Source organism: Propionivibrio sp. (assembly GCF_041441355.1).
Classification (GTDB): Bacteria; Pseudomonadota; Gammaproteobacteria; order Burkholderiales; family Rhodocyclaceae; genus Propionivibrio.
The window spans coordinates 102,213-125,255 of record NZ_JASDTF010000043.1 but is presented as its reverse complement, the minus strand read 5'-3'; the positions used below and the strand labels follow the sequence as shown (position 1 = coordinate 125,255).

The window sequence follows — 23,043 nt, the reverse complement described above, 5'->3', positions numbered from 1 at the left end:
ATCCTGCGCCATCCGCACGATCGTGTCGTAGACCGCGATATCGCCGTGCGGATGGTATTTACCGATCACGTCACCAACGATACGCGCCGATTTTTTATAGGCTTTGTTCCAGTCGTTGCCCAGTTCGTGCATCGCGTACAAAACCCGTCGATGCACCGGTTTCAAACCATCGCGCGCGTCCGGCAAGGCCCGACCGACGATCACGCTCATCGCGTAATCGAGGTAGGAACGGCGCATCTCGTCTTCGAGGCTGATGGGCAGGGTTTCTTTGGCGAATTGTTCCACGGCTTGTTCCATTGTCGATCCGTATCATTCCAGCACGTAGCCCGAGACGACAGCGTCATCTCTCGCCATCGTGACCAAGCCGGGTATTCTAACATGCCCATCGGTACCACCCCCCAGGCACGTAGCATCGACGCAGCCAGCGCATCCAAAAAGGAAAGCGGTTAAGCTTGCGCCACCCATCCACGAGGCTCAGCCCATGCCCCTCACCCCGGTCGATCTGCTCATCGAAGCCCGCTGGATCATTCCTGTCACCCCCGCGGGATGCGTCCTCGAAAACCACGCCGTCGCCATCGACCAGGGGCGAATTGTGGCGGTTTTGCCACAGGCCGAAGCGCCCTTGCGCTACGCCCCCCGCCACACAACCCGATTGACCGAGCACGCCTTGATCCCTGGCCTCGTCAATCTGCACGCGCACGCGGCCATGAGCCTCCTGAAAGGCATCGCCGACGACCGCCCACTCATGGAATGGCTGCAGCACCACATCTGGCCGCTCGAGACGCGACACGTCTCGCCGGAGTTCGTGCGTGACGGGACTCGCCTCGCCTGCGGGGAAATGCTCCGCGGCGGCACCACCTGCTTTGCCGATATGTATTTTTTCCCGCAGGCAGCCGCCGAAGCGGCAAAAGACCTCGGCATGCGCGCTGCGCTCGGACTCGTCACGCTCGACTTTCCGACCAACTACGCCAGCGACCCCGACGACTACCTCGACAAGGGGCTCGCCGTGCGCGACGCTTTCCACAACGACGAACTGATCACGTTCTGTCTCGCTCCGCACGCCCCCTACACGGTCAGCGACACGACGTTCGCACAGATCGCCACCCTGGCCGAGCAATGCGACCTGCCGATCCACACTCACCTGCACGAAACACGCCAGGAAATCATCGACAGCCAGCAAAAATTCGGCTGCCGCCCGCTGGAGCGGCTGCATCGCCTGGGCATTTTGGGTCCCAATCTGATTGCCGCCCACGGCGTTCACCTGGAAACGCACGAAATGGCGCTACTCGCAGCTCACGGCTGCACGGTCGCGCACTGCCCCTCCTCAAACCTGAAGCTAGCGAGCGGCTTCGCTCCGATCGCGGCGCTGCTCGCCCATGGCGTCAATGTCGGACTGGGCACCGACGGGTCGGCGAGCAACAACCGTCTCGACATGTTTGCCGAGATGCGCCTCGCCGCCCTGCTCGCCAAAGGGGTTGCGGGTGACGCGACTGTGGTTTCGGCGCAACAAGCCTTGCATATGGCAACTTTAGGTGGCGCGCACGCATTGGGAATGGAAAACGAAATCGGATCCATCGAAATAGGGAAATGGGCAGACCTTTGCGCCATCGCCTTAAATGACGCCCAACTGGCCCCGTGCTATGATGTCATATCGCTTCTTGTTTATTCAGCAGGGCGAGAGTATGTTAGTGATGTGTGGGTTGCCGGAAAGCCACGTTTTGCTGACGGACACCTGCCTGGAAGCACGGAAATTGAGTTGAAAAATCTCGCGGCTTTGTGGCAGAATCAAATTCGTCCGCATAATGTTTTACCAACCTACTGAGGCGTACTAGGCCCTACGGACGAAAAACCGCAGGCTTTAACTAACGAGGGAAATCCAGATGAACAAAACCGTTAAAAATTCGATGATGGCCGTGCTGGCCGCCACTCTCGGCCTCTGCGCCTCGCTGGCCCAAGCCCAAGACCGCGTTTACGTGATCGACGCCCGCGGCGAAGTCGCGACGAGCGCCAACGGCCTCTGCTGGCGCACCGGCTTCTGGACGCCTGCTGCTGCCGCCAAGGATCCGGCTGGCTGCAAGTGCGACAAGGACCTGCTGCCGAAGGAAGTCTGCGAGCCGAAGGTTGCCGCTCCGGCCGCTCCGAAGCCCGCCGCATTCGGCGAGAAGGTCACCATCGCCGCTGACGCTCTGTTCGACTTCAACAAGGCCACCCTGCGTCCGGAAGGCAAGAAGAAGCTGGACGACGTCGTTGCCAAGGCCAACCAACTGAACCTCGAAGTGATCATCGCCGTCGGCCACGCTGACCGCATCGGTAGCGCCGCCTACAACCAGAAGCTGTCGGAGAAGCGTGCCGCTTCGGTCAAGGACTACTTGGTTGCCAAGGGCGTTCCGGCCAACCGCGTCTACACCGAAGGCAAGGGCAGCAAGCAGCCGGTCACCAAGCCCGATCAGTGCAAGGGTGCCAAGAGCGCCAAGGTCATTGCCTGCCTGCAGCCTGACCGTCGCGTCGACATCGAAATCATCGGCACCAAGAAGTAATTCTGCCGATTGAGCAAAAAGCCCTGCTTCGGCAGGGCTTTTTTGTTTTTGCCCCAAACTCTGCGCCTGCCATGCAAAACGCCGACCCGAACGAACTCGAGAAATTCAGCCAGCTGGCCCACCGCTGGTGGGATCCGAACAGTGAATTCAAACCGCTGCACGAAATCAATCCTCTGCGCGCGGCCTGGATCGAAGAACACACGCCACTCAAAGGCTTGAAAATTCTCGATGTCGGCTGCGGCGGAGGCATCCTGACTGAAGCGCTCGCCCAGCGCGGAGCGCAGGTCACCGGGATCGACCTTTCGGACAAAGCACTGGCCGTCGCCCGCCTGCACCTTCTGGAGAGCGGCGCACAAGTCACCTACCACAAAATTGCCGCGGAAGAATTGGCAGCCGAAACACCTGGCGAATTCGACATCGTTACCTGCATGGAGATGCTTGAACACGTTCCGAATCCCGCCAGTACCATTGCTGCTTGCGCGAGCCTCGTGAAGCCCGGTGGACACGTTTTCTTCTCCACCCTGAACCGCAACCCGAAAGCCTACCTGCTCGCGGTCATCGGTGCCGAGTACATCCTCAAGATGCTGCCGCGCGGCACCCACGACTACGCTAAATTCATCAAGCCTTCCGAGCTCACGCGCTGGGCCAAAAGCGTCAAGCTCGAACCCGATGAGGTCATCGGCATGAGCTACAACCCCTTGACCGGCCGCTACTGGCTGGGCCGCGATACGGACGTTAACTACCTCGTCCACACACGGCGGACGAAGTAAACGCGCGCACACGCCCTGGCGTGCTAGAATCAGTGTGCTGTACGACTTTTGTGATGTGCGTTCTTGTGACGGGCATCCATGGGGGCGACCTGGCTTCGACGTGGGTTGCAAAGCAGCGCAGGGCATACCGAGGACCAGTGACCTCGTAAATCCATCTGGAAACAATCAAACGCCAACGACGAGCGTTTCGCTCTCGCCGCTTAACGCGGCTTGACCGCTGTACTGACTGGTCCCTGGGTCAGGTGGGGCAACCCACAACAGCGACATTTACAGGGACTCGCCCTTGCCAGGGTTACTTTGGCCGGGGTTAAATCCAAGGTGACTCGCCTGACGTAAGCCTGTTCGGCCGGCGTACCAAGGTTAAAACCCAGTTGACCGGACTAAGTATGTAGAACTGCCTGTAGAGGACTTGCGGACGGGGGTTCGATCCCCCCCGCCTCCACCATCAAGGGGCCCGGATAAACGCCGGGCCCTTTTCTTTTCTTCGCCCTCGAACCAAAAACGCAGACTACTGAGCGCGTCGCCTTCCCTTCGCGTCTTGCTTAACTCGCGCGCCCGCACGGCAATTACTCGCGGCGCCCGCGAATTTGCGAACAACAGATAAAAAAAACCCGCCGCTAGCGGCGGGTTTTTCGGCGCAGTCCGATTAGGCGCGCACGATATTCGAAGCTTGTTTGCCCTTGGGACCCTGCGTCACATCAAAGGTGACTTTCTCGCCCTCTTTGAGGGTCTTGAATCCGCCCATGTTGATGGCGGAAAAATGCGCAAAGAGGTCTTCGCTACCATCGTCCGGCGTAATGAACCCGAAACCTTTGGCATCGTTGAACCACTTGACAGTACCAGTTGCCATAACACTACTTCCTTAAAAAAAATAAACCCGGGCAGTGCCCGCTGTCGTGCTCCAACCCGACAGTGATCGGACCTGAACACCAGAGCTTTGTACGCTAGTCGCCGATGATGCGTCAAGCATTTCCAGCCGCAGCAGCCGAAAAGTGTGGTTTTTTTTGATTGTTATCATCGTTTTCTCGGATGTTTTGCCTTCGTCTGCGGACTGGTTAGAATGAGGACATGGCCAAACAGCACCAGACAGGCGCCGTACTCGAGGCGCAACGCAGCAAGCTCGCTCCGCCTCCGTTTTACACGGTTTTGCTGCTCAACGACGACTTCACTCCGATGGATTTCGTCGTTCTCGTCCTACAGAAATTTTTTTCAATGGACCGAGAACGAGCCATGCAAATCATGCTCAAAGTTCACGTGGAAGGAAGAGGCGTTTGCGGCGTTTATCCGCGCGACATCGCCGCCACCAAGGTTGAACAGGTTGCGGCCTTTGCACGGGAAAACCAGCATCCGCTGGCCTGCGTGATGGAGGAAAACTGATGATTGCCCAAGAACTCGAAGTCAGCCTGCACATGGCCTTTGTTGAGGCTCGGCAGAAGCGCCATGAGTTCATCACGGTCGAGCACCTGCTCCTGGCCCTGCTCGATAACCCCTCTGCGGCCGAGACGCTGCGGGCGTGCGGTGCCAGCATCGAGCAACTGCGCAATGACTTGAGCACCTTCATCGCCGAACATTCGCCGACGGTTGCCGGCGAGGACGACATCGACACCCAGCCGACGCTCGGTTTTCAGCGTGTGATCCAGCGTGCCATCCTGCACGTCCAGTCTTCCGGCAAGAAGGAGGTCAACGGCGCGAATGTTCTGGTTGCCATCTTTGGAGAGAAGGACTCGCACGCCGTCTACTACCTCCAAAAGCAAGGGGTGACCCGGCTCGACGTCGTTAATTTCATCTCGCACGGGATTGCCAAAGCGGCGCAAGGTGCGCCCAAGAAAGAGCCCGAAGCGGAGACGGAAACCGCAACCGAACCCAACGCCGGCCCGCTTGAAAACTACACCATCAACCTCAACGCGCTGGCCGGCCAAGGTCGCATCGACCCGCTGATCGGACGCGAACTTGAACTCGAACGCGTCATCCAAACGCTCTGCCGGCGGCGCAAGAACAATCCCTTGCTGGTCGGAGAAGCGGGCGTCGGCAAGACTGCAATTGCCGAGGGCCTGGCCCGGCGCATTGTCGACCGCGAAGTCCCCGAAATTCTCGCCAAGGCCAACGTCTATGCCCTCGACATGGGCGCGCTTCTGGCCGGGACCAAGTACCGCGGCGATTTCGAGCAACGGCTGAAGGCGGTACTCAAGCAACTCGCCGATAATCCGAATGCGATTCTGTTCATCGACGAAATTCACACCCTGATCGGTGCGGGCTCGGCTTCGGGCGGAACGATGGATGCCTCCAACCTGCTCAAGCCGGCACTCTCCAACGGCCAGCTCAAGTGCATCGGAGCCACAACCTACAACGAATACCGTGGCATCTTCGAGAAAGACCACGCCCTGTCGCGCCGCTTCCAGAAAATCGACGTCAATGAGCCCTCGATTCCCGACACCATCGAGATTCTCAAGGGCCTGAAGTCGCGTTTCGAATCCCATCACGGCATCAAATACTCAGCTGCGGCACTGACTTCCGCCGTCGACCTCTCGGTGCGTTTTATCACCGACCGCCATCTGCCGGACAAGGCCATCGATGTCATCGACGAAGCCGGCGCCGCGCAGCGCATCCTGCCCAAATCGCGGCAGAAAAAGGTCATCGGCAAGCAGGACATCGAGGAGATCGTCGCCCGCATCGCGCGCGTGCCGTCAACCCAAGTCACCGCCGACGATCGCAACGCCCTCAAGAACCTCGACCGCGACCTCAAAGCCGTCGTCTTCGGCCAGGACCCTGCCATCGACGCCTTGGCGCAAGCCATCAAGATGGCGCGTTCGGGGCTCGGCACGCCGGGCAAGCCGATCGGCAGCTTCCTTTTCTCCGGCCCCACCGGGGTCGGCAAAACCGAGGTCGCCAAGCAGCTCGCCTATTGCCTGGGCGTTGAGCTGCTGCGCTTCGACATGTCGGAATACATGGAACGACACGCCGTGTCGCGCCTGATCGGTTCGCCGCCGGGCTACGTCGGCTTCGACCAAGGCGGACAACTCACCGAAGCAGTCACCAAGAAGCCCTACTGCGTTCTGCTGCTCGACGAAATCGAAAAGGCCCACCCCGACATCTTCAACATCCTGCTGCAGGTGATGGATCACGGGACCCTTACCGACAACAACGGGCGCAAGGCTGATTTCCGCAACGTCATCATCATCATGACCACCAACGCCGGGCAGGAAGCCTTGCAAAAGTCGACGATGGGCTTCACCTCGGTCAAGCAGGCCGGCGACGAGATGGTCGAAATCAAGCGCCTGTTCTCCCCTGAGTTCCGCAACCGGCTCGATGCGACGATCTCCTTCAAGGCGCTTGACCACGAAGTCATCCTGCGCGTCGTCGACAAATTCCTGATGCAGCTTGAATCCCAGTTGCACGAGAAGAAAGTCGACGCGGTGTTCACCGACGCGCTCAAGGCTCACCTCGCCAGCAAGGGCTTCGACCCGCTGATGGGCGCGCGGCCGATGGCGCGCCTGATCCAGGACACGATCCGCGCCGCGCTCGCCGATGCCTTGCTGTTTGGGCGGCTGACGCACGGTGGCCATGTCACCGTCGATCTCGACGAAAGTGGTCAAGTGCGACTGGTGTTCGAGGAAGAGCCCGCCCACGCAGAATAAACTTCGCGTCCATAACCGACCGAACGGCGCGCCGCCCAGGCGCGCCGTTCGTTTTTGCAGGTACACAGCGCCACGCTGAATGAGACAATGCTCGTCTACCGTCACAGGAGCCCCGACCATGCAACACTTTGCCAGCGACAATTACGCGGGCATCTGCCCGGAAGCCCTTGCCGCGCTGCTCGACGCCAACGCCGGACACGCTCCGGCCTACGGTGATGACGAGTGGACGCGCCAAGTATCCGACCGCCTGCGCGAAGTCTTCGCCACCGATTGCGACGTCTATTTCGTGTTCAACGGCACTGCGGCCAATTCTCTGGCCTTGGCCTCGCTCTGCCAGAGCTATCACAGCGTGGTCTGCCACGAACTCGCTCACGTCGAAACCGACGAATGCGGCGGCCCCGAATTCTTCTCCAACGGCTCCAAGCTCCTGCCTGCCGGCGGCGACAACGGCAAGCTCACCCCGGAGGCCGTGCTCAACGCCATCGGCAAGCGTAGCGACATCCACTACCCGAAACCGCGCGTCGTCACGCTGACCCAGGCCACCGAAATCGGCACGGTCTATCGCCCCGACGAAATCGGAGCCATCGCCCGCGCCGCGCACGCCCACGGACTGCGCGTGCATATGGACGGCGCCCGCTTTGCCAACGCCGTCGCCTCGCTGGACGTTGATCCGGCCGACATCACCTGGCGCGCGGGCGTCGACGTGCTCTGTTTCGGCGGCACCAAGATGGGCTTGCCAGTTGGCGAGGCTGTCGTCTTCTTCAACCGCGAACTCGCCGAAGACTTCGCCTACCGCTGCAAACAAGCCGGACAGCTGGCCTCCAAGATGCGCTTCCTTTCAGCTCCGTGGCTCGGCATTCTCGCCGACGGCGCCTGGCTGCGCCACGCTGCTCACGCCAATGCCATGGCTCGGCGACTGGCCGACGGGCTGCGCAACACCCCGGGCGCCCGGTTGCTGTTTCCGGTGGAAGCCAACGGCGTTTTCGTCGAACTGCCGCAGCCCGTCCTGGAAGGGCTGCGCAACCGTGGCTGGCGCTTCTACACCTTCATCGGCGCAGGCGGGGCACGCTTCATGTGCGCCTGGGACACCACCCCGGCCAGCGTCGACGCCTTGCTCGCCGACATTCACGCGCTGGCACGCTGAGTTCATGACCGTCCTGACCGCGCCCTCCAGGCCGGTCAGCGCGGTCTCGTTGAAGACGCGGTTTCGTATCGCAAGAACGTCATCGCGCAATACGGGAAAAAGGACACAACCCATTAAATAGTAAAGAAAAAATAAATTCTTCTGTCTTATATAAGACACTTGTTTCACCCTTGTGCGCCTCGTATACTGCTCTGCACAACCTGCCTGCATTCCTCGCGATTCGCTCCCGCGCCCCGGCAGCTTGCACTTCCTTCCGGTCATTTTTTGATTTTCGAGAGGTCGATCATGAGCAATCGCGAACAACACATTGCGGCACTGGAAAAGGACTGGGCCGAGAACCCGCGCTGGAAAGGCATCAAGCGCGGCTACTCCGCCGCCGATGTCGTGCGTCTGCGCGGCAACCTCCCGATCGAGCACACGCTCGCCCGGCATGGAACAGAGCGGCTCTGGCAACTCGTCAACCACGAACCCTACGTCAATTGCCTCGGCGCCCTCACCGGCGGCCAGGCGATGCAGCAGGTCAAGGCCGGGGTCAAGGCCATCTACCTCTCCGGCTGGCAGGTTGCTGCCGACAACAACAACTACGCCGCGATGTACCCGGATCAGTCCCTCTATCCGGTCGATTCGGTGCCCAAGGTCGTCGAGCGGATCAACAACGCCTTCCGCCGCGCCGACGAAATTCAGTGCGCCAAGGGCATCGGCGCCGGGCATCCGGATTTCGTCGACTATTACGCGCCCATCGTCGCCGACGCCGAAGCCGGTTTCGGGGGCGTGCTCAACGCCTTCGAGCTGATGAAGGCGATGATCCGTTCCGGCGCCGCCGGCGTGCATTTCGAAGACCAGCTCGCTTCGGTCAAGAAGTGCGGCCACATGGGCGGCAAGGTGCTCGTTCCCACCCAGGAGGCGATCCAGAAGCTGATCGCGGCGCGCCTCGCCGCCGATGTCTGCGGCGTGCCGACGCTGGTCATCGCGCGCACCGACGCCGAGGCCGCCGACCTGCTGACCTCGGATTACGACGCCAACGACGAGCCTTTCCTCACCGGCGAGCGCACCGCCGAAGGCTTCTTCAAGACGCGCAAAGGCCTCGCCCAAGCGATCTCGCGCGCCGTCGCCTACGCCGAATATGCCGACATCGTGTGGTGCGAAACCGGCACCCCCGACCTCGCCTTCGCGCGCCGCTTCGCTGAAGGCGTGCATGCCCACCACCCGGGCAAGATGCTGGCGTACAACTGCTCGCCGTCGTTCAACTGGCGCAAGAACCTCGACGATGCAACGATCGCCAAATTCCAGCGCGAGCTCGGGGCCATGGGCTACAAGTACCAGTTCATCACCTTGGCCGGCATCCACTCGATGTGGTTCAACATGTTCGACCTGGCGCAGGACTACGTGGCGCGCGGCATGACGGCCTACGTCGAAAAAGTGCAGGAGCCCGAATTTGCAGCCCGCGAACGCGGCTACAGCTTCGTCTCGCACCAGCAGGAAGTCGGCACCGGCTATTTCGACGACGTCACCACCGTCATTCAGGGCGGAGCTTCGTCAGTCACCGCGCTCACCGGATCGACCGAAGAAGCGCAGTTCCACTAGGCCCAAGGGACGGGCGCTGCAGCCGCCCGAAAACGCCCGTCCTGCTTGCCTTGCAGGCCTTCCCTCGAGACGTTACCCACCGCCGTCGCCGCCCCTGCGACGGCGGCTTTCATTCGGCTTTCAGTGTGCTTTCAGAGGCCCTCCGCCCGCTCGCGCGCATATCGACGCGCGTCGGCCGATCGACTACAGTCCCCGCCATGCGGCCGTCTGTCCTGCGGCTGCACACGCCACAACAACAATGAAGGGGAAAGGTCATGTCCAAGCTCTTGCGTCGTACGCTCCTCGCCACCGCGCTCTCGGTCGGCGCCTTCGCTGCCCATGCGCAAGGCGCCGGGCAACTGAACATCATCTGCTCCGTGCAAGCGGAATGGTGCAGCATGATCGGCACGGTCTACGCCCGCACCACCGGCGCCAAGATCAACATCGTGCAAAAAGGCTCGGGCGAAGCACTGGCCCAACTGATCGCCGAGAAGGACAACCCCAAGACCGACGTCTGGTTCGGCGGCACCGGCGACCCTCACCTGCAGGCCGCAGAACTCGGCCTCACCGCCGAGTACAAGTCACCTTCGCTCGCCGACCTGCATCCGTGGGCCGAGCAACAAGCCCGTCAATCGGGCTACAAGACCGTCGGCATCTATTCCGGACCGCTCGGCTTCGGTTACAACACCGAACTGCTCGCCAAGCGCAAGCTCGCCGTGCCCAAGACCTGGGCCGACCTGCTCAAGCCCGAGTACAAGGGTGAAATTCAGGTCGCCAACCCGAGTTCGAGCGGCACCGCCTACACCATGATCGCCACGCTGGTGCAGCTGATGGGCGAGGACAAGGCCTTCGAATACCTCAAGGGCCTGCATCGCAACGTCGGCCAGTATGCCCGCTCGGGCACCGGCCCGATCAAGGCGGTGGCACGCGGCGAATCGGCCGTTTCGATCAGCTTCATCCACGACGCACCGGGTGAAAAGCTCAACGGCTTTCCGGTCGAGACGGTAACGCCAAGCGAAGGCACCGGTGCCGAAATCGGCTCGATGAGCCTGATCAAGGGCGCGCGCAACACCGCCGCGGCGAAGAAATTCTACGAGTGGGCGCTCACCCCGGCGGCGCAGGAAATGGCCGCGGCGACCAAGCAGTTCCAGTTGCCGTCGAACAAGCACGCCAAGATCGATCCGCGCATCCCGGACTTCAAGACGATCAAGTTCATCGACTACGACTACGCCAAGTACGGCACCAGCGCCGAACGTCGGCGCCTGATCGCGCGCTGGGAAAAAGAAGTCAATACCCTGCCGCGCTAATTCCGCGCCCCCAATCCCCGCCCGCCCACTGGCGCGGGCGGGGATCTTCGCCTTACCGCCAACCTCGGGCAGCACCCCATAGCCGCCCCTTACCGCATCGACTTTGATGAAGAAGAATCCGAACACCGCCATCATCGCCTGGTTGAGCGCCGGACTGCTGGGGTTTCTCCTGTTGCCCTGGTACACCATCCACGACACCGCCTGGTATCAGGTACTCGGGCAGATTTTCGCCGGCCCCGAAACCGCCAACGGCCTCGTCCAGGCCCTTGAGCACCAGCGCCCCTGGCTGCTCTTCGGCCTCATCGGACTGGGCATCGCGGGCCTCGGGCTGTGCGTTCGCCCGGGGCGTACGCAAGGTGCCTGGCTGCTCGCAGGCGGCGTACTCGGCCTCGCCGGCCTGCTGTTCAGCGGCTTTGCCATCGGCGCCCGCGGCTGGTCCTACGCGCCCCTCGCGGCTGCATTCGGCGAACTGGCCAGCAACCAGTTCGGCATGGGCGCCGGGGCCTTCGTGGTCCTGCTCGCCCTGCTCGTCCTGACCGCCTTCGGCCTGGCCCGCGTCGGCTATTTCAAGGGCGACCTGTTCATCGCCGCCTCGGTCCTGACCTGCTCGGCCTTGCTGGCGCTGTTCATCGCCTTCCCGGTCGCCAAGGCGCTGTCCAGCGCCTTCATCGACGAAACGGGGCAGTGGTCGCTGCTGGCCATCTTCGCCCGGGTCGGCGACGAGCGCATCTGGAGCCTCTCCTGCCTGGCCGGAGGCCTGCGCTGTGGCGTCGCCTGGAACACGCTGTTCCTGGCCCTGGCCTGCGCCGCTGGCACCACCGTGCTCGGCACCCTGATGGCCCTGCTCGCCGAGCGCGCCGCCGGGCCGCGCGTGCAAACGCCGCTGCGCGTCGTTGCCCTGCTGCCGATCATCACCCCGCCCTTCGTCGTCGGCCTCGGCTTGATCCTGCTCTTCGGGCGCGCGGGCATCGTCAACCAGTTCCTCGAATACGCTTTCGATATTCCACCGACGCGCTGGTTTTACGGGTCTTTCGGCGTCTGGATCGCGCAGATGTTCGCCTTTACCCCGATCGCCTTCATGATCATGCGCGGCGTCGTGCAAGGCATCGCGCCGAGCATGGAAGAAGCCGCACAGACGCTGCGCGCGGACCGCAGCAAGACCTTCTTCACCATCACCCTGCCGCTGCTCAAGCCGGGCCTCGCCAAGGCCTTTCTGGTCGGCTTCGTTGAGAGCATCGCCGACTTCGGCAATCCCATCGTTGTCGGCGGCCAGTTCTCGGTGTTGTCGACCGAAGTCTTCTTCGCCATCGTCGGCGCCCAGTACGACCAAGGCCGCGCCGCCTCGCTGGCCTGGATCCTGACCCTCTTTGCCCTGGGGGTCTTCGCCTTGCAACAGGGGTTGTTGGGCAAACGCCAGTTCACCACGGTCAGCGGCAAGGGCGACTCGGGCATCCCGATGCGCCTGCCCGCCGGCGTCCGGCGCACCCTGGTCGTTTTCGTCTATCCCTGGCTCGCCTTCACGCTGATCGTCTATCTCTTCGCCTTTGCCGGCGGCTTCGTGAAAACCTGGGGCCGCGACTACACGCTCACCCTTGCGCATTTTTCCACCGCCTTCGGCCTGGAATGGGGTCAGTTCGGCTTGGTCTGGTCTGGCACGGCGTGGAACTCGATGTTCACCACGCTCAAGCTCGCCGGCATCTCGGCGCCGATCACCGCGATCATCGGACTGCTCATCGCCTACCTGCTCTCGCGCATCGAGTTCAAGGGGCGCCACGCCTTCGAATTCGTTGCCCTGCTCTCCTTCGCCATCCCCGGCACCGTCCTCGGGGTCAGTTACATCCTGGCCTTCAACGTGCCGCCGATCGAACTCACCGGCACCGGACTGATCATCGTGGTGTGCTTCCTCTTCCGCAACCTGCCGGTCGGCGTGCAGGCCGGCATGGCGGCCTTCAAGCAGCTCGACAAGTCGCTCGACGAAGCCTCGCTCACCCTGCGCGCGACGACCGCGCAGACGCTCTTCGCCGTCGCCCTGCCACTGCTCAAGCCGGCGCTCGTCGCCGCGCTGGTCTACAGCTTTGCCCGCGCCATGACCACGATCAGCGCGGTCATCTTCCTCGTCACCGCCGAGAACGAACTGGCGACCACCTACATCATCGGCCGCGTCGGCAACGGTGACTACGGCATCGCCCTGGCCTATTGCACGGCGCTGATCATCCTCATGTCGGTGATCATCGCGCTCATCCAGTACCTTGTCGGCGAACGTAAACTGGGGCGGCGACGGAGCGCCCCGGCCGTGCCGCTGACGACCGGCTGAGCGATCTTCCCGCCCCCTCCCACCTTCTGCTTCCGGACAACAACCATGAGCATCGGCGTCGAATTCAGGAACATCACCAAGCGCTACGGCACCGACCCGAACGGCCCCTACGCCGTCAAGGGCGTGAGCTTCGCCATCGAGAAAGGCACCCTGACCACCATCCTCGGCCCGTCGGGCTGCGGCAAAACCACGGTGCTACGGATGATCGCCGGCCTCGAGTCGCCGACCGCCGGCCAGATCCTGATGGAAGGCAAGGACGTCACCACGCTCGGCCCGGCCGACCGCAACGTGAGCATGATGTTCCAGAGCTACGCGCTCTTCCCGCACATGAACGTCGTCGAGAACGTCATGTACGGCCTGCGCATGTCCGGACAGGCGAAGGACGCCGCCCGCCAGCGCGCCATCGAAGCGCTGGCCAACGTCGGCCTCGTCGGCTACGACGAACGCATGCCAAGCGAACTCTCCGGCGGGCAGCAGCAACGCGTCGCCCTGGCGCGCGCGCTGGTCCTCGAACCCGGCGTGCTGCTGTTCGACGAGCCGCTCTCCAACCTCGACGCCCGCCTGCGCCGCGACATGCGCGAGGAAATCCGCGCCATCCAGCAACGGCTGGGCCTCACCGTCGCCTACGTCACGCACGACCAGAGCGAGGCGCTCGCGGTCAGCGACCTGATCATCGTCATGAACGACGGCCTCATCGCCCAGAGCGGTTCGCCGCAGGACATGTACGAGCGCCCGCAGACCGAATTCGTCGCCGGATTCATGGGCGAGGCCATGCTCTTCCCCGGCATCGCCGACGCCGCCGGCCGCGTCGCGCTCGGGCCGCTCAGCATCGAACCGAAGCAGGCGCTCGGCCCCGGTGCCGTCAAAGTCGCCGTGCGGCCCGAAGCCTGGCAGATCCAGCGCGACGGCCAAGGGCTCGCGAGCACGCTCATCAAGCGCTCCTACCTCGGCAGCTTCTACGAGTACACCTTCAAGACCGAACTCGGTAACATCTTCGTCGTCTCGCCCGAGCTTACCGACGTCCTGCCGCTGGGCAGCGAGATCGGACTGATGCTCGCCGACCACGGCGTCTCGGTGGTCAAAGCCGACTAGGCGCGCGCCGCGCCACACCACGCTCCGGGCGCTGAATCGCGGTGCCCGGTTTCCTTTTCCTTGCTCAGAAACTCCGCATGCTCGGCCTCATCGATCTGCACAACCACACCACGCGCTGCGGCCACGCCAGCGGCGAAATGACCGCCTACGTCGAGCGCGCGCTGGCCCTCGGCCTGCGCGACTTCGGCTTTTCCGATCACAGCCACTGGATGCTGCACGACAACCGGGGACGCCGCTACGCGATGCAGGCCGACGAGCTCGATGCCTACGTCGCTGATGTTCGCGCGCTGCAGGCCCGCTACGACCGGGGTGGTGCGCAGCCGTTCAACATCCGCCTGGGCATGGAGATGGATTTCATCCCCAGCCGTCTCGACGAAGCCTTCGCCGTCCAGCAGCAGTACCCGTGGGACTACATCATCGGCTCGGTGCACAACATCGGCTTCGAAAAACTGCAGGAGCCGGCGATGTACGACGAGTGGCACATCGAAGACGTCTGCGAACTCTACTTCCATCAGCTCGGCGTCATGCTGCGCGCCGGTTTCTGCGACATCGTCGGCCACCTCGACCTGCCCAAGAAGATGGGCCGCCGGCCGCGCAGCGGGATGCTCGCCTACGTCGAACCGCTGATCCCCGACCTCTTGGCCGCCGGCGTCGCGGTCGAAATCAACACCTCGGGGCGCGATGCCCCGGCCGGAGAGTCAATGCCCGGGCGCGACATCGTCGCCTGCCTCGCCGCAGCGGGCGTGCCGCTCACCCTCGGCTCCGACGCCCACGCGCCGCACAGCGTCGGGCGCCATTTCGCCGAGACGGTGGCCGAACTGCGCGACCTCGGGGTACGCGAGCTCGTCCGCTTCGAAGCGCGCCAGGAAATCGCCGTGCCACTGTCCGCAAGCGCGGCGTAGCCCGTGTCCGGCCGTAATATCGGCCGATACGGCAAAGCGAAGAGGCGAAGCACAAACAAAAAAAGCCCGCACGAAGCGGGCCTTTGTTCTGCCGTCAAGACCGGGGCAAGCCACCGGTCATGAGCACGTCGATCAGTCGATCGGGCAGATGTTCGCAGCTTGCAAGCCCTTCGGGCCGGTGCTCACGTCGAACGTGACGCGCTGGCCTTCCTTGAGCGACTTGAAGCCTTTCGACTGAATGGCCGAGAAATGGGCGAAGAGATCTTCACCGCCGCCATCCGGGCTGATAAAGCCGAAACCTTTGGAATCATTGAACCACTTAACGGTACCAGTTGCCATGTCTAAGAAATCCACAAAAAAAGTAGAAAAAAAACGGGGTGTGCCCCGATGCTATGGGGCGAATTCCAAGACGGCGGGATGATGCAGGAAGCGGTCGCGAACGCGCTCACTTGGCCAAACAGCAACGGCACTGCTTGAGAATCGCTGGCGGAACTATGCGCGTGATTGGCGCCAAAGACAAGCTTTTATTTCACCCCCAGCGGGAATTGGAGGCAAAAAACACACACTCCACGTAGAACAACCAGTTTTATTCCATAGCGCCGGAATCGTCAGCAACCGAAAATTGACACTTTGTCCAACTCTGGATATTTTGTATCAATGCCACGCCCCACCACTGAACAGCACCTGCTCCTCGAACAGGTCCAGCACATCGCCCGCGGCCTGGGCGAAACCCTGGCGCCGTTTTGCGAGGTCGTGGTGCATGACCTGCTCCACCCCGAGCACGCCATCCTGGCCATCCACAACAACCAGTCCGGCCGCGAAGTCGGGGCCCCCGCCACCGAACTCGGCCTGGCCCGGATCGCCGACCCCGAGTTTCCGCAGGTCCTGGCGAACTACGCCAACCGCTACGCCGACGGCCGCCCGGTCAAGAGCACCTCGATCGGCATTCGCGATTCGAGCGGGCGCTACATCGCCGCCCTGTGCCTCAACGCCGACCTGAGCTTCTTCCTCGGCATGCAGCAGACGGTCGCGCAATTCGTGCGCACCGGCGAGACGCCAATGCGACCCGAAACCCTCGCCCCGCTCGGCGCCGACGCGATCCGCCAGCGCATCGACCAGTTCGCCGCGCAGCGGGGGACAACCCCGCGCGCGCTCAAGCCCGATGCACGCCGGACGCTGATCCGCGAACTCAAGACCGAAGGCTGCCTCGAATTCCGCCGCGCGATGGAGACCGTCGCCCGGCATCTGGGGGTCTCTCGGGCGACGGTGTACAGCGATGCGCGCTAAAGCCAGCCTCCTCCTGCTCGACCGGGACGCCATCGACCGCCTGCTCAGCCCCGACGATGCACTGGCCGCCGTGCGTGAAGCCTTCTGCCTGCACAACCGCCAGGAAGGCCGCGTGTTCCCGATGATCCGCGAGGCACTCCCCGGCGGCGGCATCTTCGGCATCAAGGCCGGTGACGTCGCCAGCCAGCACCTGCTCGGGTTCAAGGCCGCCGGCTTCTGGCCCGCCAATCGCGCTCAGGGCGGCGAACCGCATCAGGCCACGATCCTGCTCTTCGATCCGGCGACCGGCCGGCCCGTGTGCGTGATCGACGGCAACCGCATCACCACGCTACGTACCGGCGCCGCCGGCGGCCTCGGGCTGCAGCATCTGGCCCGTCCCGACTGCCGCCGCCTGTGCGTCTTCGGCACGGGGGTGCAGGCACGCATCCAAACGAGTTTCGCCTTGCGCCTCATGCCGAGCCTCGACGAACTGCGCTACGTCAGCGTCGACGGCGCCCCGGACCCGGCGTTCGAAGCACAGTTCGCGCCGCGCTGCCGCCCGCAACTGGCCACCGACCGCGACGCCGCGGTCGCCGCCAGCGACCTCGTCATCACCGCCACCCCGGGGGCGGGGCCGCTGTTTTCCGCCAGCGCCGTGCAGCCGGGCACGCACCTCAACTGCGTCGGCGCCGACACCCAGGGCAAGCGGGAACTGCCGCCCGGCCTGCTGGAACGTGCCCGCCTCTTCGTTGACGACCGCGAGCAGGCGCGCCGCATCGGCGAAAGCCAATGGGCACCCGAAGTCCCGAGCGGCGAGCTGGGCGCCCTGCTGACCGGCGCCGACGTTTTCCAACGCGCGCCCGAAGACATCACCGTCTTCGACATGACCGGGCTCGCACTGCAAGACCTGACCACCGCCCGAATGCTGTTCGAGCGCGCGTGCGAACACGATCTCGGCACGCGCATTCCCTGGCCCTGGTAAATCCCGTTTTCACTCATCCGGAACGCCGCCATGTCCCTCCCGCCTCTCCCGCTGCCCACCTACGCCGACGTCGAAGCCGCCAGCCAGCGCCTCGCCGGCCACGCCCACCGCACGCCGGTAATGACCTCGCGCACGATGAACGCCGAACTCGGCGCCGAGGTGTTCTTCAAGTGCGAGAACCTGCAGCGCATGGGCGCCTTCAAGTTCCGCGGCGCCTTCAACGCCCTCTCGCGCTTTGATGAACGTCAGCGCCGGGCCGGCGTGGTCACGTTTTCCTCGGGCAACCACGCGCAAGCGATCGCCTTATCGGCCGCGTTGCTGGGGATGCCGGCCACCATCGTCATGCCCAACGACGCGCCGGCGATGAAAGTCGCCGCGACCCGCGGCTACGGCGGCAAGGTCGTACTCTACGACCGCTACACCGAAGACCGGGAAGCCATCGGCCGCAAACTGGCGGAGGAACAGGGACTGACGCTGATCCCGCCCTACGACCATCCGGACGTCATCGCCGGCCAGGGCACGGCGGTCAAGGAACTGATCGAGGAGGTCGGTGAGCTCGACGCCCTTTTCGTCTGTCTCGGCGGCGGCGGCCTGCTCTCCGGATCGGCGCTCGCCGCGCGCGCGCTGTCGCCGCGCTGCCGCATCTACGGCGTCGAACCCGAGGCCGGCAACGACGGCCAGCGCTCGTTCCGCAGCGGCGAAATCGTGCACATCGACACCCCGGTGACGATCGCCGACGGCGCCCAGACCCAACACCTCGGCCAATACACTTTCGCCCTCATCCGGCGCGACGTCGACGACATCCTCACTGCTTCCGACCTCCAACTCGTCGAGGCCATGCGTTTCTTCGCCAGCCGCATGAAGCTGATCGTCGAACCGACGGGTTGCCTCGGCCTGGCCGCCGCCCGGACCATGCCGGAGGCGCTGCGCGGCCAGCGCGTCGGCGTCGTGATCAGCGGCGGCAACGTCGACCTGCAGCGCTTCTGCGCCTTAACCGGCAACGGTGGCTGCTGAACATGAACGAGAAACTCCAAGCCCTCGACACGCCCGCGGCCATCATCGACCACGCCCGCATGCAGGCCAACGTCCGTCGCCTGCAGCGGCGCATGGATGCGCTCGGCGTGGGCTTCCGGCCGCACGTCAAGACCAGCAAATGCACCCCCGTGGCGCTCGCCCAACTCGCCGCCGGCGCGCACGGGATCACCGTATCGACGCTCAAGGAAGCGCGCCATTTCTTCGCCGCCGGCGTCACCGACATCCTCTACGCCGTCGGCATCAGCCCGGACAAGCTGCCGCAAGCACTGGCGCTGCGCGAAGCGGGCTGCGAACTCAAGATCATCACCGACAACGCGCTCACGGCGCAGACCATCGTCGACTTCTGCCAGGCGCACGCCTGCAGCCTCGAGGTGTGGATCGAAATCGACTGCGACGGCCACCGCTCGGGCCTCCGCCCCGACGATCCGCAACTGCTCGAAGTCGGCCGCCGACTCGCGGCGGGGCCTGCCCGACTGGGCGGCGTGCTCACCCACGCGGGATCGAGCTACGCCTGCCGCACGCCCACCGCGTTGGCGGCGATCGCCGAACAGGAACGCGCCGCCTGCGTACAGGCCGCAGCACGCCTGCGCGCCGCCGGGCTGCCCTGCGCCAACGTCAGCATCGGCTCGACCCCCACCGCGCTCGGCGCGGAAGCGCTCGACGGCGTCACCGAGGTCCGTGCGGGCGTCTATGTCTTCTTCGACCTGGTCATGCACAACGTCGGCGTCTGCCGCCAGGACGAAATCGCCCTGTCCGTGCTGACCACGGTGATCGGCCACCAGACGGAAAAGGGCTGGGCCATCGTCGATGCCGGCTGGATGGCACTGAGTCGCGACCGCGGGACGCAAAAACAGGGCCGCGACTTCGGCTACGGACAGGTCTGCACCCTCGACGGCACCCCGCTCGAAGGCTACACGGTCTGCGACGCCAACCAGGAACACGGCATCGTTGCCCGCGTCGACGGCCCCCTACCCGACGCCGACATTGCCACCCGCTTCCCGATCGGCAGCCGGCTGCGCATCCTCCCCAACCACGCCTGTGCCACCGGGGCCCAGTTCCCGGAATACCACTGTCGTATGGAAAACGGCGAATGCCAAACCTGGCCGCGCCTGCACGGGTGGTAGGCAGGACCGGGCTTGCCAGCCAGAGCGCAAGGCGCTATCGTCGATAGTATCTCCACGGCGTGCAAACACACGCCGCTGGCCGACCGCCGACCTGAAGCGCAAAGGCCGGCGCCGAGTGCGACTTACGAGGGAAACGCATGCGCTTCAAGCTCAACCTGCTGTTGTTCCTGGTCGTCACCGTAGTGCTCCTTGTGTCGTCGATGTTCTCGTATTTCTCGTTGCGTGCCGACCTCACCGAAGGCTACGAGAGCCGCAAGCTCGAGCTGGCCAAGCGCCTGCAGGTCAACCTCGCCAAGGCCCTGTGGAACTACGACGAAAACCAGGCCGCCAGCGTCATCGAAGCCGAGCTCGACTCGCCCGACGTGATGGCCATCTACGTTTTCCAGAAAGTCGGCGAAGGCGGTGACAGCGCAGCCGGCAGCCTGCTCGCCTTTCGCAGCAAGCTGACGGCCGATCCGAATGCCCGCGGCGGCGGAGGCGGCCAGTTGCAGAACGAGGAGACGGTGCGCGTGCCCTTGCACGAAACCTTCCCCACGACCTTCGCCAACCGCCCCAAAGCGCCCGAAGCCGAGGCCGGGCACGCCCTGATCACCTTCTCCCGCGCCCGCCTCAACGATCTGCTCGGCCGGCAGTTGCTCAACCTGCTGATCGAGATCATCGTCCTCAACCTGGTCATCGGTTTCGCGCTTTTCTCGGTGGTCAGCCGCCTGGTCATCGCACCGCTGGCCCAACTTTCGCTGGCGTTCAAGGACCTGGCCAAGAACCCGCAGGGGGGCGAGCTTGAAATCAAGTGCGAAGACGAATTCGGCGAGATCGTCGAGGCCTTCAACCAGATCGAGCGCCGCCTGACTTCGGACATCGAACGCCGCGATGCGGCGGAAAAAGAGCTGATCGAAACCAACTCCGAACTGACCCGCACCCTCGACACCCTCACCCTGGCGCAGGAAAGCCTCGTCCAGTCGGAAAAATTCGCCTCGCTCGGATCGCTCGTCGCCGGCGTCGCGCACGAAATCAACACTCCGGTCGGTGTCGCCGTGACCGGCGCCTCCTTCCTGCTCGAGGAATCGAAGAAGATCGAGGGCAAGGTCAACGACGGCACGATCAAGAAGTCCGAATTCCTCAATTTCATCGATTCGGTCAACGAAGGCGCCCGGCTGGTACTCAGCAACACCGAACGCGCCGCCCACCTGATCCAGAGTTTCAAACAGGTCGCCGCCGACGAGACTTCGGAAGCCCGGCGCAGCTTCGAACTCGACGCCTACCTGAGCGAAGTGCTCACCAGCCTGCGGCCCAAATTCAAGAAAACGGGGATCGCCGTCGATTGCAACTGCCCGGCGGACATCCAGATGGACACCTACCCCGGGCTGCTCGCCCAGGTGCTCACCAACCTGATCACCAACGCCCTGCGCCACGGCTACAATGAAGGCGACCGCGGGCGAATCGAGATCCGGGCGCGCCGGGAGAACGAATGGGTGATCATCGAATGCGCCAACGACGGCAAGCCCATTCCTCCTGAACACCTGAGCAAGATTTTCGAGCCCTTCTTCACCACCAAGCGCTCGGAAGGCGGCACCGGCCTCGGCCTCAACATCGTCTTCAACATCGTGACCCAACGCTTGGGCGGAACCGTCCGTGTCCGCAGCGACGCCGCCACCGGAACCTGCTTCACCCTGCGGATTCCGCAAACGCTGGCTGAAAAATCGAAAAAGGACCACTGAGCCATGACCACGACCGCGCCGGCCGAAGACAACTGGATGACCGACGACATTGGCGTCGCCAGCACCATCGAAGAATGGTCGCAGCAGCACCCGTGGAAGATCCTGATCGTCGACGACGAACCCGACGTGCACTCGATGACTCGCCTCGCCCTGCGCGACGTCACCTACCGCGGCCGGCCGCTGGCGCTGTATTCGGCCTACACCGCCGCCGAAGGCTACACGTTGCTGCAAAAACACCCGGATACGGCCATCGTCCTGCTCGACGTGGTCATGGAGAGCGACGACGCCGGCTTGAAGCTCGCCCGCCAGATCCGCAAGGACCTCGCCAACCCGCTGGTGCGCATCGTCCTGCGCACCGGACAGCCGGGCCACGCGCCGGAAGAGCAGGTGATCGTCGACTACGACATCAACGACTACAAGTCGAAGACCGAGCTGACCACGCGCAAGCTGTTCGTCGTCGTCCTCGCCTCGCTGCGCACCTACGAGAGCCTGCTGGTCATCGACCAGTCCCGGCTCGGGCTGCGGCGCATCCTCAAAGGCACCGAGAACCTCTACCGCTACAGCTCGCTGCAGGAGTTCTCCTCCGGCGTCCTGGCGCAGATCAACGCCATTCTCGACGTTGGCGCCGACGGCGTCCTCTGCGCCCAGCGCATCCACCGCACCAGCGACGCTCCGGTCGCCGGCTACGAGGTCGTCGCCGCCACCGGACAGTACGCCGACCTGCCCGGGCGCGGCAACCTTGGCGACGATCACGTCTTCGCGCCCCTCGTCCGCCGCGCCTTCGACCTCGGACACAGCTTCTTCGAGCATCCGTACGACGTCCTTCATTTCGCCGCTCGCAACGGCTATCGCTTCGTCATCGTCTTCACCCCACCCTGGCCGCTCGAGGACTTCCAGAAGGACCTGCTCGGCGTGTTCTGCGACCGCATGGCCTCGGCCTTCGACAACCTCTTCCTTTACCAGCAACTGCGCGCCTCGAACGAAGCCACGGTGATCGCCCTCGCCGACCTCGCCGAATTCCGCGACGAGAGCACGGGGGCGCACATCGTCCGCGTCAAGAAGCTGACCAACGCCCTGGTGGCCGAACTCGTCCATCAGGGGAAATTCCCCGGCATCATCACCGAGACCTTCCGCGCCATGATCGGCACTGCAGCCATCCTGCACGATGTGGGCAAGGTCGCCACGCCGGATCACATCCTGCTCAAGCCCGGCAAGCACACCCCGGAAGAGCGCGAGGTCATGAAGGAACACGCCCGCCACGGCGAGCTCATCCTCGAAAAGGCCGCCGCCTTGATCAGCGGCGAGAGCTACCTCGCCTACGGCGCCCAGATCGCCGGCGGCCACCACGAATGCTTCGACGGCAGCGGCTATCCGCGCGGACTTTCCGGGCAGGAAATCCCGCTCGCGGCACGGATCGTGGCGGCCGTCGACGTCTTCGACGCGCTCATCCACCGCCGTCCCTACAAGGATCCCTGGCCGCTCGACCAGGCCCTCGCCTACATGCGCGCCGGCGCCGGCAGCCAGTTCGACCCGGACGTCCTCGGCGCCCTGCTCGCTGTCGTCGAGCCCGACCCGCAGGCCTGGGTCGACCCTAACGAACTGTAGGCCCCGCCGCAAGAACGAATGCGCCCGCCGGCATCCGTGCCCGGCGGGC

The 23,043-nt window shown here is 63.9% G+C and carries 20 protein-coding genes and 1 other RNA gene; 18 read left to right on the top strand and 3 right to left on the bottom strand.

The genetic code is table 11. The features are described from left to right. Window positions 1-297, bottom strand: a 297-nt coding sequence (locus QMB55_RS14855) for a DNA gyrase subunit A (protein WP_497589516.1), incomplete at its 3' end; no start/stop codon positions are given. Window positions 298-481: 184 nt separating this feature from the next. Between QMB55_RS14855 and QMB55_RS14850 the strand changes: the two genes are divergently transcribed. From QMB55_RS14850 to ssrA, 4 genes are all read left to right on the top strand, one after another. Further along, entirely contained in the window at window positions 482-1,822 is a 1,341-nt protein-coding gene (locus tag QMB55_RS14850; RefSeq protein WP_497589515.1) for a TRZ/ATZ family hydrolase, read from the top strand. A gap of 58 nt (window positions 1,823-1,880) precedes the next feature. Further along, a complete protein-coding gene (gene ompA, locus QMB55_RS14845; RefSeq protein WP_497589514.1) occupies window positions 1,881-2,537 on the top strand; it encodes an outer membrane protein OmpA in 657 nt (218 codons plus the stop codon). Between the two features lie 71 nt (window positions 2,538-2,608). Further along, window positions 2,609-3,307 carry a bifunctional 2-polyprenyl-6-hydroxyphenol methylase/3-demethylubiquinol 3-O-methyltransferase UbiG gene (ubiG, locus tag QMB55_RS14840; protein WP_497589513.1) on the top strand — a complete coding sequence of 233 codons (699 nt, stop codon included), beginning with the start codon at window positions 2,609-2,611 and terminating at the stop codon, window positions 3,305-3,307. Window positions 3,308-3,387: 80 nt separating this feature from the next. Next, window positions 3,388-3,752: a transfer-messenger RNA gene (gene ssrA / locus QMB55_RS14835) on the top strand. A gap of 201 nt (window positions 3,753-3,953) precedes the next feature. Here the strand turns inward: ssrA and QMB55_RS14830 are convergent. Further along, window positions 3,954-4,157 (bottom strand): cold-shock protein, encoded by a 204-nt coding sequence (locus QMB55_RS14830; protein WP_497589512.1) that lies wholly within the window; start codon window positions 4,155-4,157, stop codon window positions 3,954-3,956. 218 nt (window positions 4,158-4,375) lie between these two features. Between QMB55_RS14830 and clpS the strand changes: the two genes are divergently transcribed. The 8 genes from clpS to QMB55_RS14790 all read left to right on the top strand — a co-directional run bounded on the left by clpS (window position 4,376) and on the right by QMB55_RS14790 (window position 15,264). Further along, window positions 4,376-4,684: an ATP-dependent Clp protease adapter ClpS gene (gene clpS, locus QMB55_RS14825; protein WP_497589511.1), complete on the top strand. Its 309-nt coding sequence runs from the start codon at window positions 4,376-4,378 to the stop codon at window positions 4,682-4,684. After that, complete coding sequence (clpA, locus tag QMB55_RS14820) at window positions 4,684-6,942, top strand: ATP-dependent Clp protease ATP-binding subunit ClpA (RefSeq protein WP_497589510.1); 2,259 nt, start codon at window positions 4,684-4,686, stop codon at window positions 6,940-6,942. Before clpS ends, clpA begins: the two co-directional genes overlap by 1 nt. 118 nt (window positions 6,943-7,060) lie before the next feature. Further along, the gene (locus QMB55_RS14815) at window positions 7,061-8,086 is read left to right on the top strand and encodes a threonine aldolase family protein (protein WP_497589509.1); all 1,026 of its coding nucleotides are present in this window, start codon (window positions 7,061-7,063) and stop codon (window positions 8,084-8,086) included. Between the two features lie 285 nt (window positions 8,087-8,371). Beyond that, a complete protein-coding gene (gene aceA, locus QMB55_RS14810; protein WP_497589508.1) occupies window positions 8,372-9,670 on the top strand; it encodes an isocitrate lyase in 1,299 nt (432 codons plus the stop codon). Between the two features lie 254 nt (window positions 9,671-9,924). Further along, window positions 9,925-10,956: an ABC transporter substrate-binding protein gene (locus QMB55_RS14805; protein WP_497589507.1), complete on the top strand. Its 1,032-nt coding sequence runs from the start codon at window positions 9,925-9,927 to the stop codon at window positions 10,954-10,956. 106 nt (window positions 10,957-11,062) lie between these two features. Further along, window positions 11,063-13,270: an ABC transporter permease gene (locus QMB55_RS14800; RefSeq protein WP_497589506.1), complete on the top strand. Its 2,208-nt coding sequence runs from the start codon at window positions 11,063-11,065 to the stop codon at window positions 13,268-13,270. 45 nt (window positions 13,271-13,315) lie between these two features. After that, window positions 13,316-14,362 (top strand): ABC transporter ATP-binding protein, encoded by a 1,047-nt coding sequence (locus tag QMB55_RS14795; RefSeq protein WP_497589505.1) that lies wholly within the window; start codon window positions 13,316-13,318, stop codon window positions 14,360-14,362. A gap of 77 nt (window positions 14,363-14,439) precedes the next feature. Then, a complete protein-coding gene (locus QMB55_RS14790) occupies window positions 14,440-15,264 on the top strand; it encodes a histidinol-phosphatase HisJ family protein (protein ID WP_497589504.1) in 825 nt (274 codons plus the stop codon). Window positions 15,265-15,396: 132 nt separating this feature from the next. Here QMB55_RS14790 and QMB55_RS14785 read toward each other — a convergent pair whose 3' ends face one another. After that, the gene (locus QMB55_RS14785) at window positions 15,397-15,603 is read right to left on the bottom strand and encodes a cold-shock protein (RefSeq protein ID WP_497589503.1); all 207 of its coding nucleotides are present in this window, start codon (window positions 15,601-15,603) and stop codon (window positions 15,397-15,399) included. Between the two features lie 318 nt (window positions 15,604-15,921). Between QMB55_RS14785 and QMB55_RS14780 the strand changes: the two genes are divergently transcribed. From QMB55_RS14780 to QMB55_RS14755, 6 genes are all read left to right on the top strand, one after another. Next, the gene (locus QMB55_RS14780) at window positions 15,922-16,551 is read left to right on the top strand and encodes a helix-turn-helix transcriptional regulator (protein WP_497589502.1); all 630 of its coding nucleotides are present in this window, start codon (window positions 15,922-15,924) and stop codon (window positions 16,549-16,551) included. Continuing rightward, window positions 16,541-17,512 (top strand): ornithine cyclodeaminase family protein, encoded by a 972-nt coding sequence (locus tag QMB55_RS14775; protein ID WP_497589501.1) that lies wholly within the window; start codon window positions 16,541-16,543, stop codon window positions 17,510-17,512. The genes QMB55_RS14780 and QMB55_RS14775 overlap by 11 nt, the downstream gene beginning before the upstream one ends. 30 nt (window positions 17,513-17,542) lie before the next feature. Beyond that, on the top strand, window positions 17,543-18,526 hold the full coding sequence (locus QMB55_RS14770; protein ID WP_497589500.1) for a threo-3-hydroxy-L-aspartate ammonia-lyase: 984 nt from the start codon (window positions 17,543-17,545) through the stop codon (window positions 18,524-18,526). A gap of 2 nt (window positions 18,527-18,528) precedes the next feature. Next, complete coding sequence (locus tag QMB55_RS14765) at window positions 18,529-19,671, top strand: DSD1 family PLP-dependent enzyme (protein WP_497589499.1); 1,143 nt, start codon at window positions 18,529-18,531, stop codon at window positions 19,669-19,671. Between the two features lie 137 nt (window positions 19,672-19,808). Continuing rightward, the gene (locus QMB55_RS14760) at window positions 19,809-21,389 is read left to right on the top strand and encodes a sensor histidine kinase (RefSeq protein ID WP_497589498.1); all 1,581 of its coding nucleotides are present in this window, start codon (window positions 19,809-19,811) and stop codon (window positions 21,387-21,389) included. A 3-nt stretch (window positions 21,390-21,392) separates the two neighbouring features. Next, complete coding sequence (locus QMB55_RS14755) at window positions 21,393-22,994, top strand: DUF3369 domain-containing protein (RefSeq protein WP_497589497.1); 1,602 nt, start codon at window positions 21,393-21,395, stop codon at window positions 22,992-22,994. Window positions 22,995-23,043 lie beyond the last annotated feature (49 nt).

What these genes read in the sequence shown, in the direction of transcription:
- QMB55_RS14850 (WP_497589515.1), top strand. Translation starts at nt 482, where the DNA reads ATGCCCCTCACCCCGGTCGATCTGCTCATCGAAGCCCGCTGGATCATT.
- ompA (WP_497589514.1), top strand. Translation starts at nt 1,881, where the DNA reads ATGAACAAAACCGTTAAAAATTCGATGATGGCCGTGCTGGCCGCCACT.
- ubiG (WP_497589513.1), top strand. Translation starts at nt 2,609, where the DNA reads ATGCAAAACGCCGACCCGAACGAACTCGAGAAATTCAGCCAGCTGGCC.
- QMB55_RS14830 (WP_497589512.1), bottom strand. Translation starts at nt 4,157, where the DNA reads ATGGCAACTGGTACTGTCAAGTGGTTCAACGATGCCAAAGGTTTCGGG.
- clpS (WP_497589511.1), top strand. Translation starts at nt 4,376, where the DNA reads ATGGCCAAACAGCACCAGACAGGCGCCGTACTCGAGGCGCAACGCAGC.
- clpA (WP_497589510.1), top strand. Translation starts at nt 4,684, where the DNA reads ATGATTGCCCAAGAACTCGAAGTCAGCCTGCACATGGCCTTTGTTGAG.
- QMB55_RS14815 (WP_497589509.1), top strand. Translation starts at nt 7,061, where the DNA reads ATGCAACACTTTGCCAGCGACAATTACGCGGGCATCTGCCCGGAAGCC.
- aceA (WP_497589508.1), top strand. Translation starts at nt 8,372, where the DNA reads ATGAGCAATCGCGAACAACACATTGCGGCACTGGAAAAGGACTGGGCC.
- QMB55_RS14805 (WP_497589507.1), top strand. Translation starts at nt 9,925, where the DNA reads ATGTCCAAGCTCTTGCGTCGTACGCTCCTCGCCACCGCGCTCTCGGTC.
- QMB55_RS14800 (WP_497589506.1), top strand. Translation starts at nt 11,063, where the DNA reads ATGAAGAAGAATCCGAACACCGCCATCATCGCCTGGTTGAGCGCCGGA.
- QMB55_RS14795 (WP_497589505.1), top strand. Translation starts at nt 13,316, where the DNA reads ATGAGCATCGGCGTCGAATTCAGGAACATCACCAAGCGCTACGGCACC.
- QMB55_RS14790 (WP_497589504.1), top strand. Translation starts at nt 14,440, where the DNA reads ATGCTCGGCCTCATCGATCTGCACAACCACACCACGCGCTGCGGCCAC.
- QMB55_RS14785 (WP_497589503.1), bottom strand. Translation starts at nt 15,603, where the DNA reads ATGGCAACTGGTACCGTTAAGTGGTTCAATGATTCCAAAGGTTTCGGC.
- QMB55_RS14780 (WP_497589502.1), top strand. Translation starts at nt 15,922, where the DNA reads ATGCCACGCCCCACCACTGAACAGCACCTGCTCCTCGAACAGGTCCAG.
- QMB55_RS14775 (WP_497589501.1), top strand. Translation starts at nt 16,541, where the DNA reads ATGCGCGCTAAAGCCAGCCTCCTCCTGCTCGACCGGGACGCCATCGAC.
- QMB55_RS14770 (WP_497589500.1), top strand. Translation starts at nt 17,543, where the DNA reads ATGTCCCTCCCGCCTCTCCCGCTGCCCACCTACGCCGACGTCGAAGCC.
- QMB55_RS14765 (WP_497589499.1), top strand. Translation starts at nt 18,529, where the DNA reads ATGAACGAGAAACTCCAAGCCCTCGACACGCCCGCGGCCATCATCGAC.
- QMB55_RS14760 (WP_497589498.1), top strand. Translation starts at nt 19,809, where the DNA reads ATGCGCTTCAAGCTCAACCTGCTGTTGTTCCTGGTCGTCACCGTAGTG.
- QMB55_RS14755 (WP_497589497.1), top strand. Translation starts at nt 21,393, where the DNA reads ATGACCACGACCGCGCCGGCCGAAGACAACTGGATGACCGACGACATT.